The following is a 13,752-nucleotide window of genomic DNA, read 5'->3' on the forward strand; positions in this document are numbered from 1 at the left end:
GGCCGCGGAGGCCGCGGGTGCGCCCCGACCGAGAAGAAGCGTTTCCGCCCGCCGGCCCGGACGCGCGGTTCGCGCCAAGGTCCGGGCGATCTTCGCAAACCCGTCCTGTGGATAACGCGCGCGACCGCGCGACGCCGCGCACGAAAACGGGCGGCCCCGGCAGGGACCGCCCGTCTCGAACGACGTCGCCGTGACGGCTGCGGCGCTCAGCGCTTGCCGAGGTTGCCGAACCGCGAGTTGAAGCGCGACACGCGGCCGCCGCGGTCGAGCATCTTCTGCTCACCGCCGGTCCAGGCCGGATGGGTCAGCGGATCGATGTCGAGATTGAGGGTGTCGCCCTCCTTCCCGTAGGTCGAACGGGTCTGGTACTCGGTACCGTCCGTCATCACGACCTTGATGAAGTGGTAATCGGGGTGCTCGGTCCCCTTGGCCTTCGCGGCCGCGTCCTTCGCCATGACCTTGGTCCCTGTCTGGCACGCCGGCGGGAAGCGCAGGAGGCGCCGCCCGGCCCGGAATGCGGAAGATGTCACCGGTTGCACCGAACCATGGGTTCGTGGCAACGGCACGTCCAAGCCGACCGTGGTGGCGGCCCGCGGCCATTGAACACACGCAATCGGATGAGCGGCGGCCTATACCGCAGCCGCTCCCCGGTCACAAGCGCCGCGGACCGGGAGAACGACAACACGTGAGGCGTGATGGCCCGTAAGACCAAGGCGGCCGCGGCCGGCCGACCCAGAGCCCCGCTGAGCGCCCTCCGGCCGCTCCTCCCCTTCGCGCTGCGCTACCGCGCGCGGATCGCCGCGGGGCTCGTCGCCCTCATCTGCGCGTCGGCCTCGACGCTGGTCGTCCCGATCGCCATGCGCCGGGTCATCGACCACGGCTTCACCGCCGACGGCTCGAACGTGATCGACGCCTACTTCCTCGCCCTGCTCGGGGTCGTCGCGGCCTTCGCGCTGTCGAGCGCGGCCCGCGTCTACACGGTGGTGACGCTGGGCGAGCGGGTCGTCGCCGACCTCCGCAGCGCCGTCTTCGCGCGGCTGACCCAGCTCGATCCGGCGTTCTTCGACCGGGCGCAGTCCGGCGAGATCGTCTCGCGGCTCACCGCGGACGCGACGCAGATCAAGTCGGCCTTCGGCGTCTCGGTCTCGATCCTGCTGCGCAACCTGTTCCTGTTCGTGGGCGCCACCGCCATGATGGTGGTGACGAGCCCGCGCCTGTCGGTGATGGTGCTGGCCGCGATCCCGATCATCGTCTTCCCGCTGATCGTGTCGGGCCGCGGCGTGCGCCGGCGCTCCCGGGCGGCCCAGGACCGGCTCGCCGAGGCCTCGGCCTACGCCGCCGAGGCGGTCGGGGCGGTGCGGACGATGCAGGCCTTCGGCCGCTCCGACTCGACGGCGGCCCGGTTCGCGGCGGCCTCCGAGGAGGCCTACGGCGCCGCCCAGGCCTCGATCCGGGCCCGCGCGCTGCTCACCGGCGTCGCGATCTTCCTGATCTCGGCCTCGGTGGTCGGGGTGATGTGGTACGGCGCCCAGGGCGTCCTGAACCACACGATGACGGGCGGCGAGCTCTCGCAGTTCGTGCTCTACGCCGTGTTCGGCGCCGGCGCCCTCGGGCAGCTCTCCGAGGTCTACGGCGACCTCGCCATGTCGGCCGGCGCGGCCGAGCGGCTCACCGAGATCCTCGCCGCGGAGCCCGCGATCCGCGCGCCGTCCCCGGCCCTGCCGCTGCCCGAGCCGGCCCGGGGCGCGGTGGCCTTCGAGGACGTGCGCTTCGCCTACCCCACCCGCCCGGAACACGCCGCCCTCGGCGGCCTCAGCTTCGCGGCCGCGCCCGGCGAGCGCATCGCCATCGTGGGCCCCTCCGGCGCGGGCAAATCGACGGTGTTCCAGCTGCTGCTGCGCTTCTACGACCCGCAGGGCGGCTGGATCCTGGTCGACGGCGCCGACATCGCCCAGGTCGATCCCGAGCGCCTGCGCGCCCGCATCGCCCTGGTGCCCCAGGACCCCGTCGTGTTCTCCGGCACCGTCACCGAGAACATCCGCTACGGCCGCCCGGAGGCCGGCGAGGCGGAGGTCCGGCGCGCGGCCGAACTCGCCAACGCGCACGGCTTCGTCTCGGCCCTGCCGCAGGGCTACGCGACCCAGGTGGGCGAGCGCGGCGTGACCCTCTCGGGCGGCCAGCGGCAGCGCATCGCCATCGCCCGGGCGATCCTCAAGGACGCGCCGATCCTGCTCCTCGACGAGGCCACCTCGGCCCTGGACGCCGAGTCCGAGCGCGCCGTCCAGGCCGCCCTCGCCACGCTGATGCAGGGCCGGACCACCCTGGTGATCGCCCACCGGCTCGCCACGATCCGCGCCGCGGACCGCATCCTGGTCCTCGACGACGGCCGCATCGTCGAGACCGGAACCCACGAGAGCCTGCTGGCCCAGGGCGCGCTCTACGCTCAGCTCGCGAACCTGCAGTTCACCGACGCGCTGGACGAGACGGCGCGGGGCAAGGAGCCCCGCAGCCGGGGCGAGCGCCTGCCGGTCGCCGAGTAGCCGGGCCGCGCCCGGAGCCGCCCGGTGCGGCGCCCGTCCGCGCGACGGATCGCCGGTGCGGGGTGCGCGGCCTCAGTGCGCGGACGCGGCCTGGCGCTGCCCCCGGGTCGCGGTATCCTGCGCCCGCTCCGCCGCGGCCTGGATCTGGCCGACCTGGGCCACGATCGTGTCGGTCGCCCGCACCATCTGCCCGGCCAGGTCCCTGACCTCCGCGGCCGCGGCCGCGAAGCCCCGGCCCTCTCCGCCGTCGCGGGCCGCCTCGATCGCGGCCCGGAGCGCCATCAGGCTGGTCTGACCGGCGATGCCGGCCAGGAGGCCGGTCGCCGCGTCGGCCGCCGCCGCGGCGGACGCGGCGTCGTCCGCGGCCGGCACGCCCGCGCGCAGGTCCGTCAGCCCGTCCTCGAAGACCCGCACGGCCGCGGCGATCGCGCTGGCCTCGTCCCGCAGGGCGACGTGCGGCCGGGGGTAATCGTCGGCTCCGGGCCGAACCGCGTTCAGGGGCAGGCTGAGCTTCGACATCGATACGGTCTCCCTGGATCGGCCGCACCATGGGACGTCAAGGATAACGATGCGTTAATCCAGCAGAGCTGCGGCGCGCACAGGAGAAATCGGCGCCCGCCGGAACAATTACCGCCTATCTCTTCCGGCTTCTGGTGTTCGAAGCTCTCGTAAGACGATCGGATGCTGGCTTGATCGGCACATGCACTTGGGAATGCGGAGCGAGATCGCCGCGAAACTGGTCACCGGACGCGGGCCGCGCGCCGACACCCCCTGCGGCGCCGCGGCGGTCCGACAGCGCTAGCGCTCGGTGAGCTTCATCTCGATCCGGCGGTTGCGGGCGTAGGCTTCCTCGGTCGCCCCGGCTTCTAGGGGCTGGAACTCGCCGAAGGCGCCCGCCAGGAGGTGCTGCGGCGGTATCCCCTTGCCGGCGAGGAACTGCACCACCGCGATGGCGCGCGCCGCCGAGAGCGACCAGTTCGACGGGAACTGCGACGTGCTGATCGGGCGCGCGTCGGTGTGCCCGTCGACGCGGAGCACCCAGGGCAGGTCCGCCGGGATCTGCTTGGCGAGTTCCGAGACCGCGCCGGCGATGCGGTCGAGCTCCGGCCCGGCCTCGGGCTTGAGGGTCGCGGAGCCGGCCGGGAACAGCACCTCGGATTGCAGCACGAAGCGGTCGCCGACCACGCGGATGTCGGGCCGGTTGCCGAGGATCTGCCGCAGGCGGCCGAAGAAGTCGGACCGGTAGCGGGCCAACTCCTGGACCTTCTGCGCGAGGGCGACGTTCAGCCGGCTGCCCAGCTCGGCGATCCGGGCCTGGGATTCCTTGTCGCGGCTCTCGGAGGCCGCGAGGGCGTCCTCCAGGGCGGCGAGCTGGCGGCGCATGGCGCTGATCTGCTCGTTGAGCAGGTCGATCTGGGACTGCGCCCGCCGGGTCGCGCCGCGCTCGGTCTCCAGCTGCTTGTCGAGGGTGCCCGCCGCGCCCTGGCTGACCGTCGCGGCCTCGGCCTGCACCTTGGCCCGGTCGCGCTCGGCCTCGACGCCGGCGAGCGTCGTGCGGAGATTGCGGGCCTCCTCCTCCTGGTTGCGGCGGTTCGTCCGCTCCAGGGCGAGGAGGTCGGTGAGGTCGGCGATCTGGCGGTTGAGCCTGGCCAGGGTCTCGTCCCGTCCGGTCAGCTCCTGCGACAGGAAAAACTGCCCGACCACGAAGACCGTGAGCAGGAAGACCACCGACAGCAGCAGCGTGGCCAGCGCGTCGACGTAGCCGGGCCAGACGTTGAGCGTCCGCCGGGTCCGGGTCGCCGTGGAGGCCACTAGACGCGCTCCCGGCCCAGCCGGTCCAGCACCTGCTTCAGCTCGCGCTCGCGGCTCGCCTGCGCCTCGACCCAGTCGCGGATCATCTGCTGCTCCGCGCGCATGTGCTGGACGAGGCCCTGGATGCCCTCGGCGAGGTTGGTCATCGCCTGGGTCGCCGCGCGGCTGCCGCCGCCCTCGGCCACCAGGGCGCTCAGGCGGTCGACCGCCTCCTTCAGCTCCTGCGTGCCGGCGGCCGGCCGCGCCGCGGTCGCCGCCGCCGCGACTGGCGCCGACTCCGGAGCTGCCGCGCCGGACATCAACCAATCCTGCAACTCGTTGTGGAACCGGGCATGGGCCTGGCCCGCCTGCAGTTCCAGGAAGCCGGTGATCAGCGACGAGGCGAGGCCGAACAGCGAGGCCGAGAAGGCCAGACCGATGCCCGAGAGCGGCACCGCGAGGCCCGATTTCAGCTCGTCGAACATCACGCCGGCATCGCCGCCGCCGCGCATGCCCTTGATGACGCCGCCGACCGCCGACAGCGTGTCGATGAGGCCCCAGAAGGTGCCGAGCAGGCCGAGCAGGATCAGGATGCCGGAGATGTAGCGCAGGATCTCGCGGCCCTCGTCGAGGCGCACCGCGATCGTGTCGAGGTAGCCGGTCGTCCCCGGCAGGGTGGCTCCGCCGGCCCGCGCGGCGATCATCGGCGCCATCGGCGCCAGCAGGGCGGGCGGCTTCTTGACCTGCGCGCCGCCCGCCACGGCGTTGACGTAGGCGGTCTCGCGGAACAGCCGGACGACCTGCCCGAAGGCGATCAGGACGGCGATCAGCAGCACACCGAGGATGAGCCCGTTGAGCCCGGGATTGGCCAGGAAGGCCGGTGTGATCTGCCGGAACAGAATGAAGGCCAGGAAGCCTACAAGGATCAGGAAGATGACCATCCGCCCGAGATAGATCCCGGGCTGTGCCAGCGGCCCATTCTTGTCGTCGCCGGTTTCTCGGGCGGCCATCGATCGTTCTAGCCTGATCTCACCACGCGGCAGCCGGCCATCGGCGCCCCTCGGGGGGCACTGTGGGGGTAGGCCCGCACGCGATCAAGTCTCGGGAAGGTCATCGCGGAGCTATGCCCAGGCCGATCGAGACCAGTCCCGCACAAAAGGCTTAGCGGCCCGCGACCGCCTTACGCCAAACCGGCATCCACCGGGCCGGACAGGGCGCTAATCCCAGAAATGCGGCGCGGTCTCCTCAAGATTCGGCCCCAGGCGGAGGGCCGCGACCCGCGTGGCGAGGCCGCGCGCGTCCGTCTCCACAGCGATGCCGCACAAAGTGCCCTCGCCGACGGCGACCTCCCAGCGGGAGCCGGGCGTCTTCTGGATCATGCGGCGGATCGGCTCGTCCTTCTGCATGCCGATCACCGAATCGTAATCGCCGCACATGCCGGCATCCGACATGTAGGCCGTGCCGCCGGGCAGGATCCGGTGATCCGCCGTGGGCGTGTGCGTGTGCGTCCCGACGACGAGGCTCGCCCGGCCGTCGAGGTAGTGGCCGAAGGCCTGCTTCTCGCTCGTCGCCTCGGCGTGGACGTCGACGATCACCGCGTCCGCCGCCGCGCCGAGGGGGCAGGCGGTGAGCTCGCGCTCCACCGCCGCGAAGGGATCGTCCATCGCGTCGAGGAAGACCCGGCCCATCACGTTGACCACGAGGACGCGGGCGCCGCCCTGGGTCTCCACGACCGTGGCGCCGCGTCCCGGCGTGCCGGGCGGATAGTTCGCCGGCCGCACCAGGCGCGGCTGGCGGGCGATGAACACCATCGCCTCGCGCTGGTCGAAACTGTGGTTGCCGAGGGTGACCGCGTCGGCGCCCGCCTGGATCAGCTCGTCGCAGATCGTCTCGGAGATGCCGAAGCCGCCGGCCGCGTTCTCGCCGTTGACCACCACGCAGTCGAGGCGCCAGCGCTCCCGGAGCCGCGGCAGGTGCTCGCACACCACGGTGCGGCCCGAACGCCCGACGACGTCGCCGAGGAAGAGCAGGCGCATGGGTCAGGCGGTCCTGTCGCAGCGGATCACGCCGTCTTCGGTGATCACGAACTGGAGGGGGCGGTCGTGCGGCTCGGCCGGCACCCGCGCCACCTCCTGGGCGGCGAAGCCGATGCCGACGGTCAGGACCGGGCTCGTGCGGGACAGGCGCGCGATCGCGCCGTCGTAGTAGCCGCGGCCGTACCCGATGCGCTGCCCGGTCCGGTCGAAGGCCGCGAGCGGCACGATCAGCGCGTCGGGCTCCACCGGTGGCAGCGACGGGTCGGGCTCGCTGAGGCCGAACCGGCCGGCGACGAGGGCGTCGCCGGCGCGCCATTCCCGAAACACAAGGCCGTCCGGCGTGACGTGCGGCAGGGCCACGGCCTGCCCGCGGGCGCGCAGGCCCTCGGCGGCGGGCCGGGGATCGACCTCGCTGCGGATCGGCCAGAAGGCGCCCACGAGACGGGCCTGGGCGAGTTCGGGCAGCGCGAGGAGCGCGTTCCCGATCGCCGTCGAGGCCGCCTGCCGGGCCGCGGGATCGAGGGCGTCGCGGGCGGCGAGGGCCGCGGCGCGGAGTTCCGCTTTGCGGGCGGCGTCCGGAGCCTCGGTGCCGGTTCTGGGAGAGGTCGGGTGCGGAGCCACGTGAGCCGTTGGAGGATCGATCCCGGGAAACCTACAGCGTAGGTGGGCGCCGTGTTGGCCAAGTCCAGGGACGAGGCCAGGGACAGCTCCCGAGGGAGTCGATAAGGCCCCGGGGATAGTGCTCCTGACGAACTCTGCAGCCCCGCTCCCATCATGTAGCGGTCCCGGCGCGTTCCCGCCAGGGCCGGGCGCCGCAAAATCCGCGGGCCGGTCCGTCAGGCCGGCCCGCCCGGCCCGTCCTTCGTCCCGGCGGCCCGCGCCCGGGCCACCGCCAGGATCGCGTTGCGGCCCTCCTGGTCGGCGATCGACTGCCACAGGCCGATCAGCTCGCTGAGCTCGGCCAGCGGGCGCGGCGCCGGCGCCCCGAAGAAGGCGGCGAGCGGGACGCCGGTCGCGGCCGCGATCCGACGCAGGCGGGCGCTGGCGTCGCGCCGGCCGCCGCCCCGGTCCTCGACGCCGATCGCTTCCATGGCAGAGCACCTGAATTAGAGTACAGATCGCAGCTTGAAGCGATTGTTGCGTCTCGGAAGCGCCAATACAATTTATCCGATCGGGGAATAGAGCAGCCCGAAGGCGTTATCCACGCCGATGTCTGAACGCATGGGTCTGGGTCGGCGGGCGCTGCGGCACCGCGGCGTGCGGGACATCCGGACGGTCCCTCGGCGGCCCGCCGCGATGCGACGCCGCGTCCGCGCCGCCGACACGCTGCAGCAACACCGGGACCGCGATGAACGAGGCGTGCGCGGGAGCGCGCCGCGCGGATTTGATTTACCACGCTTCCAGTCATCCGGGCCGCTCAGGCGCGGATCGCGGTCCCGATCCATTGTCAGGAGGCTGCGCGACTCTTGCAGTGGGGAAGGCACCCGCGAGGGACCGACCAGGTTTGAGACGACGGTGACCGATCGTGGCACAGATCGACCATAACATCGCTGTCGCGACGTGGCTCACCCCCGTGCAGCCGGCCCATCCCGAGCGTCCGGGCCCGAACCGCCCCGACACCACCGCCGAGCTGGGCGACCTGTGGCGGATCCTGTGGCGGCGCAAGCGGCTGGTCCTCGGGACGGCGCTGCTCCTCGGCCTGCTCGCCCTCGCCTACGCGCTGATCACGCCCTCCCTCTACACCGCCACGGCGCAGATCCTGATCGATCCCCGCGACCGCCAGGTCGTCTCGAACGACGTCAACCCCGCCGGGCTGTCGCCGGACGGCGGCATCGCCCAGGTCGAGAGCCAGGTGAAAGTGATCGAGTCGGACGCCGTGCTGGGCCGGGCGGTCGATCAGGTCGGGCTCGCGACCGCGCCGGGCTTCGGCGCGCCGCAGGACGGCGTCGTCGCGCGGGTCCTCGGCGAGCTCCGCGCGCTGGTGGCCGGGCCGAGGGCGGAGCGGCCGGTCGACGCCCGCGGCCGGGCGCTGGACCAGCTGCGGCGGCGGCTCGCGGTCAAGCGCGCCGACAAGGTCTTCGTCATCGATCTCGTGGTCACCACGACGGACCCCGATCTCTCGGCGCGGATCGTCAACGCCATCGCGAGCGCCTACCTGACGGACCAGACCGACGCCCGCTCGGACGCCGCCAAGCGCGCCGCGGGCGAGCTGCGCGGCCGCCTCGACGAGCTGCGCAGCGCGGTCAACGCCGCCGACAAGAAGCTCGAGGATTACAAGGCGCGCAACGGCCTGATCGCGTCGAGCGGCCGGCTCGTGAACGAGCAGCAGCTCACCGACCTGAACGCGCGGCTGGTCGCCGCGCGGGCGCGGACCGCCGACGCCAGGGCGCGGCTCCAGGGGATCCGGGAGGCGCGCGGGCAGGCGATCGGGTCTGGGGCGATGCCGGAGGCGATCCAGTCCTCGGTGATCGAGCGCCTGCGCGGGCAGTACGCGGAGCTCGCCGCCAAGGAGGCGGACCTGCGCACCAATCTCGGCGAGCGCCACCCGTTCATCGCCGCGGTGCGCGCCCAGATGCAGGACGTCCGCCGGCTGATCGACGCCGAGCTGAACCGCATCGCGGGCGCGGCGGAAACGGAGGCCCAGCGCGCCCAGGCAAACGAGCGGACCCTCGCGGCGGAGCTGGAGCGCCTGCAGCGGCAGTCGGCGGTGAACGCCCAGTCGTCGGTGCAGCAGCGCGAGCTCGAGCGCGAGGTCGACGCGGCGCGCTCGGTCTACAACGCCTTCCTGGTGCGCGCCCGGGAGATCAAGGAGCAGACCAGCATCGACAGCTCGAACGCCCGGATCATCACCGCGGCGCGGCCGCCGCAGGATCCGAGCTGGCCGCCGCGGCTGATCCTGGTCGCCGCCGCCCTCGCGGGCGGCCTCGGCCTCGGCGCGGGCCTCGCGCTGACGCGGGAATATCTGGCGCCGACCGTGCTCTCGCCGCGGCAGCTGGAGCGGCTGTCGAACGCCCCGGTGGTGGCCGTGCTGCCCGGCCTGCGGCCGCGGGGCGCGAGCGCGAGCGCCGCGAGCCTCACCCTCGACCACCTGGCCGCGACCTCCGGCGCGAGCGGCCACGCGCTGGCGCTGCTCGTCACCTCGGGCGAATCCGACGAGGCCGAGCGCCAGGCGGTGATCGGGCTGCTCGCCGCGGTCGCCGTCGCGCGCGGCGACCGCGTCCTGCGCGTCGACGCCGACCTGCGGGCGGACGGCTCCGGCACCGGCGGCCTCCTCGACGTGCTCCGCGGCGAGCAGAGCCTCAACGCCGTGACCCGGACGGACCCGGCCTCCGGCGCCCGCCGGGTCGGGCTCGGCGACACCGAGAAGCCCCTGCGCGATGCCCTGACCCCCGCCAATGTCGAGCGCTTCATCGCGGGCGTGAAGGGACGCTTCGACCTCGTGCTCGTCGACGGCGGCGTGCTGACCGAGAACCTGCGGCTCGGTCCCCTGGCGGCCGCCGCCGACCGGCTGCTCCTCGTCGCCTGCAACGGCGCGACGCGCCAGCGCGACCTGATCGACCTCGTCGACACGTCGGAGGCGCTGGGCCGGCCGATCTCGGGCTCCCTGCTCCTGACCCGGCGCAAGGCGTGAGGACCCTCCGGCAGACCGGCTTCGCGCGCCGCCACGATCCGGCGGCGCGCACGGGCCCGGTTTTGCGCGCCCTCCTGCGGGCGGAATCGGTGGCGCTGTCGGTCTGGGCCCTGCTCCTCGTCGGGGTCTCGGGCGGCCTCCTGTGGGTGCTCGGCCTCAATTACGAGGGGATCACCGGCTCGGCCGCCTCGAAGATCCACCCCGCCACCTACCTGGCGGTCGTCCTGATCGGCTGGACCCTGATGCGCGCGGGCTATCCTGTGATCCCGGTGGCCGGGGCTCTGAACCGGCGGCCGGCCAGCGTGCTCCTGGCCGCCTGCGGCGTGCTGCTCCTCGCGCTGATCGCGGCCCGGGGCGGCGCGGGCCTCGCCGGCTCCATCGACACCTTCGTGCTCGCCGGCCTCGTCCCGATCCTCCTGATGGACCGGGACGCCGAAACACTCGGCCGGCTGGAGACGATCTTCCACCTCGTGATGCTCGCCAACGCCCTGCTCGGCCTGTTCGAGCTCGCGAGCGGCCAGCGCTTCTTCCCCTACCGGTTCGACGGCGTGGCGTTCGAGTCCGACACCCGCTCGGCGGCCCTCCAGGGCCACCCGCTGGCCAACGCGACCATGACGGCGTGCTACATCCTGGCGCTGGCGAAGGGCGGCGGCCGCCTGGCGCCGATGCCGCGCGCCGCCATGATCGTCCTCCAGCTCGTCGCCCTGGTCACGTTCGGGGGCCGCTCGGCCACCGTCACGACGCTGATCCTCGGCGGCGCTGTCGGGCTCGTGTCCCTGAACCGCACCCTGCGCACCGGCCGCGTCCCGCTGGCGGCGGCGGCCTGCGCGTGCTTCGCCCTGACGCTGCTGCCCGTGCTGGTCGCGGTCCTCGCCTCGGCCGGGTTCTTCGACACCCTGCTGGACCGGTTCGTCTCGGACGGCGGCAGCGCGCAGGCCCGGGTCGACATGCTCACGGTGTTCGACGCGATCCCGTTCCGGCAGCTCCTGCTCGCCCCCGACTTCCTGCAGGTGAACACGCTGCGCCGGATCTACGGCCTGGAATGGGGCATCGAGAACTCGATCATCTCGGCCGTGCTCTACCACGGCATCCTGGTCACGGGGGTGCTGGTGATCGCGGTGGGGCTCTACCTCGCGGAGATCGCGCGGGATTGCCGGCGCGGCGTCTGGCTCCCGATCCTGACCTTCGTGATCCTCGTCAACACGTTCGAGGGCCTGGCCGGCAAGACGACCCTGCTCGCCAAGTTCGCCCTGATGCTCATTGTCCTGTTCCCGCCCCTTCCGCGCCGCGGCTGAGAGGGCCCGAGCCGCGGATCGGTCGGGGACCGCCTCAGGGCCGGGCCCGCAGCCCGAGCGCCGCGATCAGGGCGGGATCGGCGACGTGCGCGTCGTCCATGAGGCCGAGGCCGTCGAACAGATTCCAGAACGACCACGCGAACCCGTTCGCCTCCGCCGCCAGCCGCACGTCCCGGATGTAGGCGGCCCGGTCCTGCGCCCGGGACGCCGTGAAACGGGCGTCGGTGCGCAGGGCGCCGAACTCGCCCATCAGCACCTGCCCGCGCGGGATCCCGTAGAGGTCCGCCCAGGTCGCCACCGGCGCCATCGCGTCGGCGATGTAGGCCGGGCCGGGCGCGGCCTCGAAATACGCGTGCAGTTTCGCCTCGATCACCGCGCGGTCGCGCGCCTTCTCGGCCTCCGGCACCGTGCGGTCCGTCTCCATGCGCGCCCGCACCGCCGCGAGGGTCTCGCGCAGCGTGCCGCGGCTCCCGGGCCAGGGCACGGCGGTGAGCCAGCGGTAGAACGGCTCCTCGGTGAGCCAGGTCGCCCCCTGGTGGGAGAACAGGTACGGCTCGTAGAAGTGGAAGGTGTAGAGGAGCGGCGCGAACCGCGCGAGCGCGGCCGGATCCAGAGCCGTCAGGCCGGCGACGAGGCTGCCGCAGGAGCCGGTCGCCACCAGGGTGAGCGCCGGCGCGGCCGCGCGGGCCGCGGCCAGGAGCCCGTCCTGCACCCGGTTCCAGGCGCCGCCGCCGCAGGCCTGCGGCGGCTCGTTCACCGGCTCCAGGACCACGCGGTCCGTGCCCTTCCGCGCGCACAGGCGCGCGAGGTCTCCGACGAGGTCGCGATAGGCCGCGAAGAGCGGCGCCCGGTCCGAGCCGTAGAACGCGTCGGGCGTGTAGTGGTGGGTCGCGGCGTTCGCCTGGACATTGACCAGGACGCGCAGCCCGGCCGCCAGCGCCGCGTCGACGGCCTCCGACAAGGTGCCGAGGAGTTCGGCGCGCCGCGGCCCCGTGAAGGCCACGAACGGCCCGGGATCGAGGGGCAGGCGCACGAAGTCGAAGCCGAACCCGGCGATCCGGGCGAGGTCGTCGCGGGTCGGCACCGGCCGTCCGGCCTGGAAGGGCGGCCACGCGTAGTCGGTCCGCGGGGGCGGGTACTCGGTGGTCAGCGAGAACCAGGGCCAGAGGGCGATGCCCCGGCGCAGGGCGACCGGCGCGGGACTGCCCTGGACGGGCCGGACACCCGCACCCGCCGCGAGGGCGCCGGCGAGCACCGACCGCCGGCTGGGGCCTACCATCTCGGACAGGCCGGAGCGGCGACGGGCTCGGCCGCGGTGGCGCGCGCCGCGCGGTCCGGGGCCGGCGGGTAGCCGCCGACACGGCGCAGCGCGTCCTCGTAGGCGGCCAGCACGGCGTCCCAGCGGAACTGCTCGGCGCGCGCCCGCGCGGCCGCGCGGGCCGCCGCGACCGCGGCCCCGTCGGAGAGCACGCGCTCGATGGCCGCGGCGCAGCTGTCCGGATCCGAGAAATAGAATTGCGCGTCCCCGGCCGTGCCCCGGTTGAACGGATTGTCGTGGGCGACCACGGCGTTGCCCGCCCAGAGCGCCTCGACCAGCGACGGGTTGGTGCCGCCGACGGTGTGGCCGTGGAGGTAGGCCCGCGCGTGGACCCGCAGGGCCTGGACCTGCCCAGGCTCGTAGATGGCGCCGGGAAACAGCACCTCCGGCGAGGCGGCTGCCTCCACGGCGCGATGGTACGGGTTGCCGACCCTCAGCGTGCCGAGCACCACCAGCCGCACGCCGCGGGCACGGCGCGAGAAGGCCTCGACGAGCGTCAGGATGTTGTTGTCCGGCTCGATGCGGGCGATCGAGACGAGGTAGCGGTCCGGCGCGAGGCCGAGGGGCGGCGGTCCGACATCGGCCGCCGGGGGATCGCCGCCGTACGGGATGGTCGCGATGGCGCCGCGCGGCCTGCGACGGGCGAGGTGGTCGGCGATGACGGGATGGTCCGCCACCAGCCGCTGCGAGGACCACGCGGCGATCCACTCGCTGACGTAGAAGAAGGCGCGCACGGGCAGCGACCATTTCGGACGGCGCCACTCGATCCCGTCCATGTTGGTCAGGATACGCCCGCCCCGCGCCCGCAGGTAGGGCAGGAACGCGGCGCCGTTGTAGCCGAGCACGAGGCAGACGCCCCCGCGGGTCGCGGCACCGTGGGCGCAGATCGCGTCGAAGGCGAGTGTCGCTGCGGGGCCGCGCAGGCCGATCTCCACGGTGATCAGCTCGACACCGTTCCAGGTGCTGCACGCGATGCGCTCCCGCACCGTCTCGACATCCCTCTGGCAGTACACGCCGACCTGCCAGCCGCGTTCGACCAAGTAGAGCGCGAGACGTTCCGCGAAAGTCTCGAAACCACCGTGGGCGGCCGGGATACCGCGCGTGCCGAGAATAAGTAGTTTCGGTGCGCGGTCAGGCATGA

The 13,752-nt window shown here is 73.4% G+C and carries 12 protein-coding genes and 1 other RNA gene; 3 read left to right on the forward strand and 10 right to left on the reverse strand.

Going from position 1 to position 13,752, the window contains the following annotated elements; all coding sequences use genetic code 11:
• Positions 1-206 precede the first annotated feature (206 nt).
• Positions 207-455 carry a 50S ribosomal protein L31 gene (gene rpmE / locus ACLBX8_RS05600; protein WP_012322259.1) on the reverse strand — a complete coding sequence of 83 codons (249 nt, stop codon included), beginning with the start codon at positions 453-455 and terminating at the stop codon, positions 207-209.
• Positions 456-695: 240 nt separating this feature from the next.
• Here rpmE and ACLBX8_RS05605 point away from each other — a divergent pair, with 240 nt between their 5' ends.
• Entirely contained in the window at positions 696-2,540 is a 1,845-nt protein-coding gene (locus ACLBX8_RS05605; RefSeq protein WP_447714713.1) for an ABC transporter transmembrane domain-containing protein, read from the forward strand.
• A gap of 72 nt (positions 2,541-2,612) precedes the next feature.
• On the opposite strand, the gene ACLBX8_RS05610 is transcribed toward ACLBX8_RS05605, so the two are convergent.
• The 7 genes from ACLBX8_RS05610 to ACLBX8_RS05640 all read right to left on the reverse strand — a co-directional run bounded on the left by ACLBX8_RS05610 (position 2,613) and on the right by ACLBX8_RS05640 (position 7,458).
• Positions 2,613-3,059 carry a methyl-accepting chemotaxis protein gene (locus ACLBX8_RS05610; RefSeq protein WP_447714714.1) on the reverse strand — a complete coding sequence of 149 codons (447 nt, stop codon included), beginning with the start codon at positions 3,057-3,059 and terminating at the stop codon, positions 2,613-2,615.
• A 279-nt stretch (positions 3,060-3,338) separates the two neighbouring features.
• Entirely contained in the window at positions 3,339-4,352 is a 1,014-nt protein-coding gene (locus ACLBX8_RS05615; RefSeq protein WP_020090686.1) for a peptidoglycan -binding protein, read from the reverse strand.
• Positions 4,352-5,341: a MotA/TolQ/ExbB proton channel family protein gene (locus tag ACLBX8_RS05620; RefSeq protein ID WP_234082025.1), complete on the reverse strand. Its 990-nt coding sequence runs from the start codon at positions 5,339-5,341 to the stop codon at positions 4,352-4,354. Before ACLBX8_RS05620 ends, ACLBX8_RS05615 begins: the two co-directional genes overlap by 1 nt.
• 207 nt (positions 5,342-5,548) lie before the next feature.
• On the reverse strand, positions 5,549-6,367 hold the full coding sequence (locus ACLBX8_RS05625; RefSeq protein WP_012322254.1) for a TIGR00282 family metallophosphoesterase: 819 nt from the start codon (positions 6,365-6,367) through the stop codon (positions 5,549-5,551).
• 3 nt (positions 6,368-6,370) lie between these two features.
• Entirely contained in the window at positions 6,371-6,988 is a 618-nt protein-coding gene (locus ACLBX8_RS05630; RefSeq protein WP_447714715.1) for a 5-formyltetrahydrofolate cyclo-ligase, read from the reverse strand.
• Positions 6,978-7,134: non-coding RNA, 6S RNA (ssrS, locus tag ACLBX8_RS05635), on the reverse strand. The genes ACLBX8_RS05630 and ssrS overlap by 11 nt, the downstream gene beginning before the upstream one ends.
• A 69-nt stretch (positions 7,135-7,203) precedes the next feature.
• The gene (locus ACLBX8_RS05640; RefSeq protein ID WP_020090689.1) at positions 7,204-7,458 is read right to left on the reverse strand and encodes a hypothetical protein; all 255 of its coding nucleotides are present in this window, start codon (positions 7,456-7,458) and stop codon (positions 7,204-7,206) included.
• Positions 7,459-7,892: 434 nt separating this feature from the next.
• On the opposite strand from ACLBX8_RS05640, the gene ACLBX8_RS05645 reads away from it, so the two are divergent.
• Both ACLBX8_RS05645 and ACLBX8_RS05650 read left to right on the forward strand, forming a co-directional pair.
• Positions 7,893-9,998 (forward strand): GumC family protein, encoded by a 2,106-nt coding sequence (locus tag ACLBX8_RS05645; protein WP_447714716.1) that lies wholly within the window; start codon positions 7,893-7,895, stop codon positions 9,996-9,998.
• On the forward strand, positions 9,995-11,293 hold the full coding sequence (locus tag ACLBX8_RS05650; protein WP_447714717.1) for a VpsF family polysaccharide biosynthesis protein: 1,299 nt from the start codon (positions 9,995-9,997) through the stop codon (positions 11,291-11,293). Before ACLBX8_RS05645 ends, ACLBX8_RS05650 begins: the two co-directional genes overlap by 4 nt.
• Positions 11,294-11,327: 34 nt before the next feature.
• Here ACLBX8_RS05650 and ACLBX8_RS05655 read toward each other — a convergent pair whose 3' ends face one another.
• Positions 11,328-12,572 (reverse strand): glycoside hydrolase family 5 protein, encoded by a 1,245-nt coding sequence (locus ACLBX8_RS05655; RefSeq protein WP_447714718.1) that lies wholly within the window; start codon positions 12,570-12,572, stop codon positions 11,328-11,330.
• Positions 12,566-13,750, reverse strand: a complete 1,185-nt coding sequence (locus ACLBX8_RS05660; RefSeq protein ID WP_447714719.1) for a DUF1972 domain-containing protein — start codon at positions 13,748-13,750, stop codon at positions 12,566-12,568. The genes ACLBX8_RS05655 and ACLBX8_RS05660 overlap by 7 nt, the downstream gene beginning before the upstream one ends.
• Between the last annotated feature and the right edge of the window lie 2 nt (positions 13,751-13,752).

It is taken from the genome of Methylobacterium sp. D48H (genome assembly GCF_053345715.1).

Excerpts from the sequence above, each read along its gene's own strand:
- rpmE (WP_012322259.1), bottom strand. The coding sequence starts at position 455 with ATGGCGAAGGACGCGGCCGCGAAGGCCAAGGGGACCGAGCACCCCGAT.
- ACLBX8_RS05605 (WP_447714713.1), top strand. The coding sequence starts at position 696 with ATGGCCCGTAAGACCAAGGCGGCCGCGGCCGGCCGACCCAGAGCCCCG.
- ACLBX8_RS05610 (WP_447714714.1), bottom strand. The coding sequence starts at position 3,059 with ATGTCGAAGCTCAGCCTGCCCCTGAACGCGGTTCGGCCCGGAGCCGAC.
- ACLBX8_RS05620 (WP_234082025.1), bottom strand. The coding sequence starts at position 5,341 with ATGGCCGCCCGAGAAACCGGCGACGACAAGAATGGGCCGCTGGCACAG.
- ACLBX8_RS05625 (WP_012322254.1), bottom strand. The coding sequence starts at position 6,367 with ATGCGCCTGCTCTTCCTCGGCGACGTCGTCGGGCGTTCGGGCCGCACC.
- ACLBX8_RS05640 (WP_020090689.1), bottom strand. The coding sequence starts at position 7,458 with ATGGAAGCGATCGGCGTCGAGGACCGGGGCGGCGGCCGGCGCGACGCC.
- ACLBX8_RS05655 (WP_447714718.1), bottom strand. The coding sequence starts at position 12,572 with ATGGTAGGCCCCAGCCGGCGGTCGGTGCTCGCCGGCGCCCTCGCGGCG.
- ACLBX8_RS05660 (WP_447714719.1), bottom strand. The coding sequence starts at position 13,750 with ATGCCTGACCGCGCACCGAAACTACTTATTCTCGGCACGCGCGGTATC.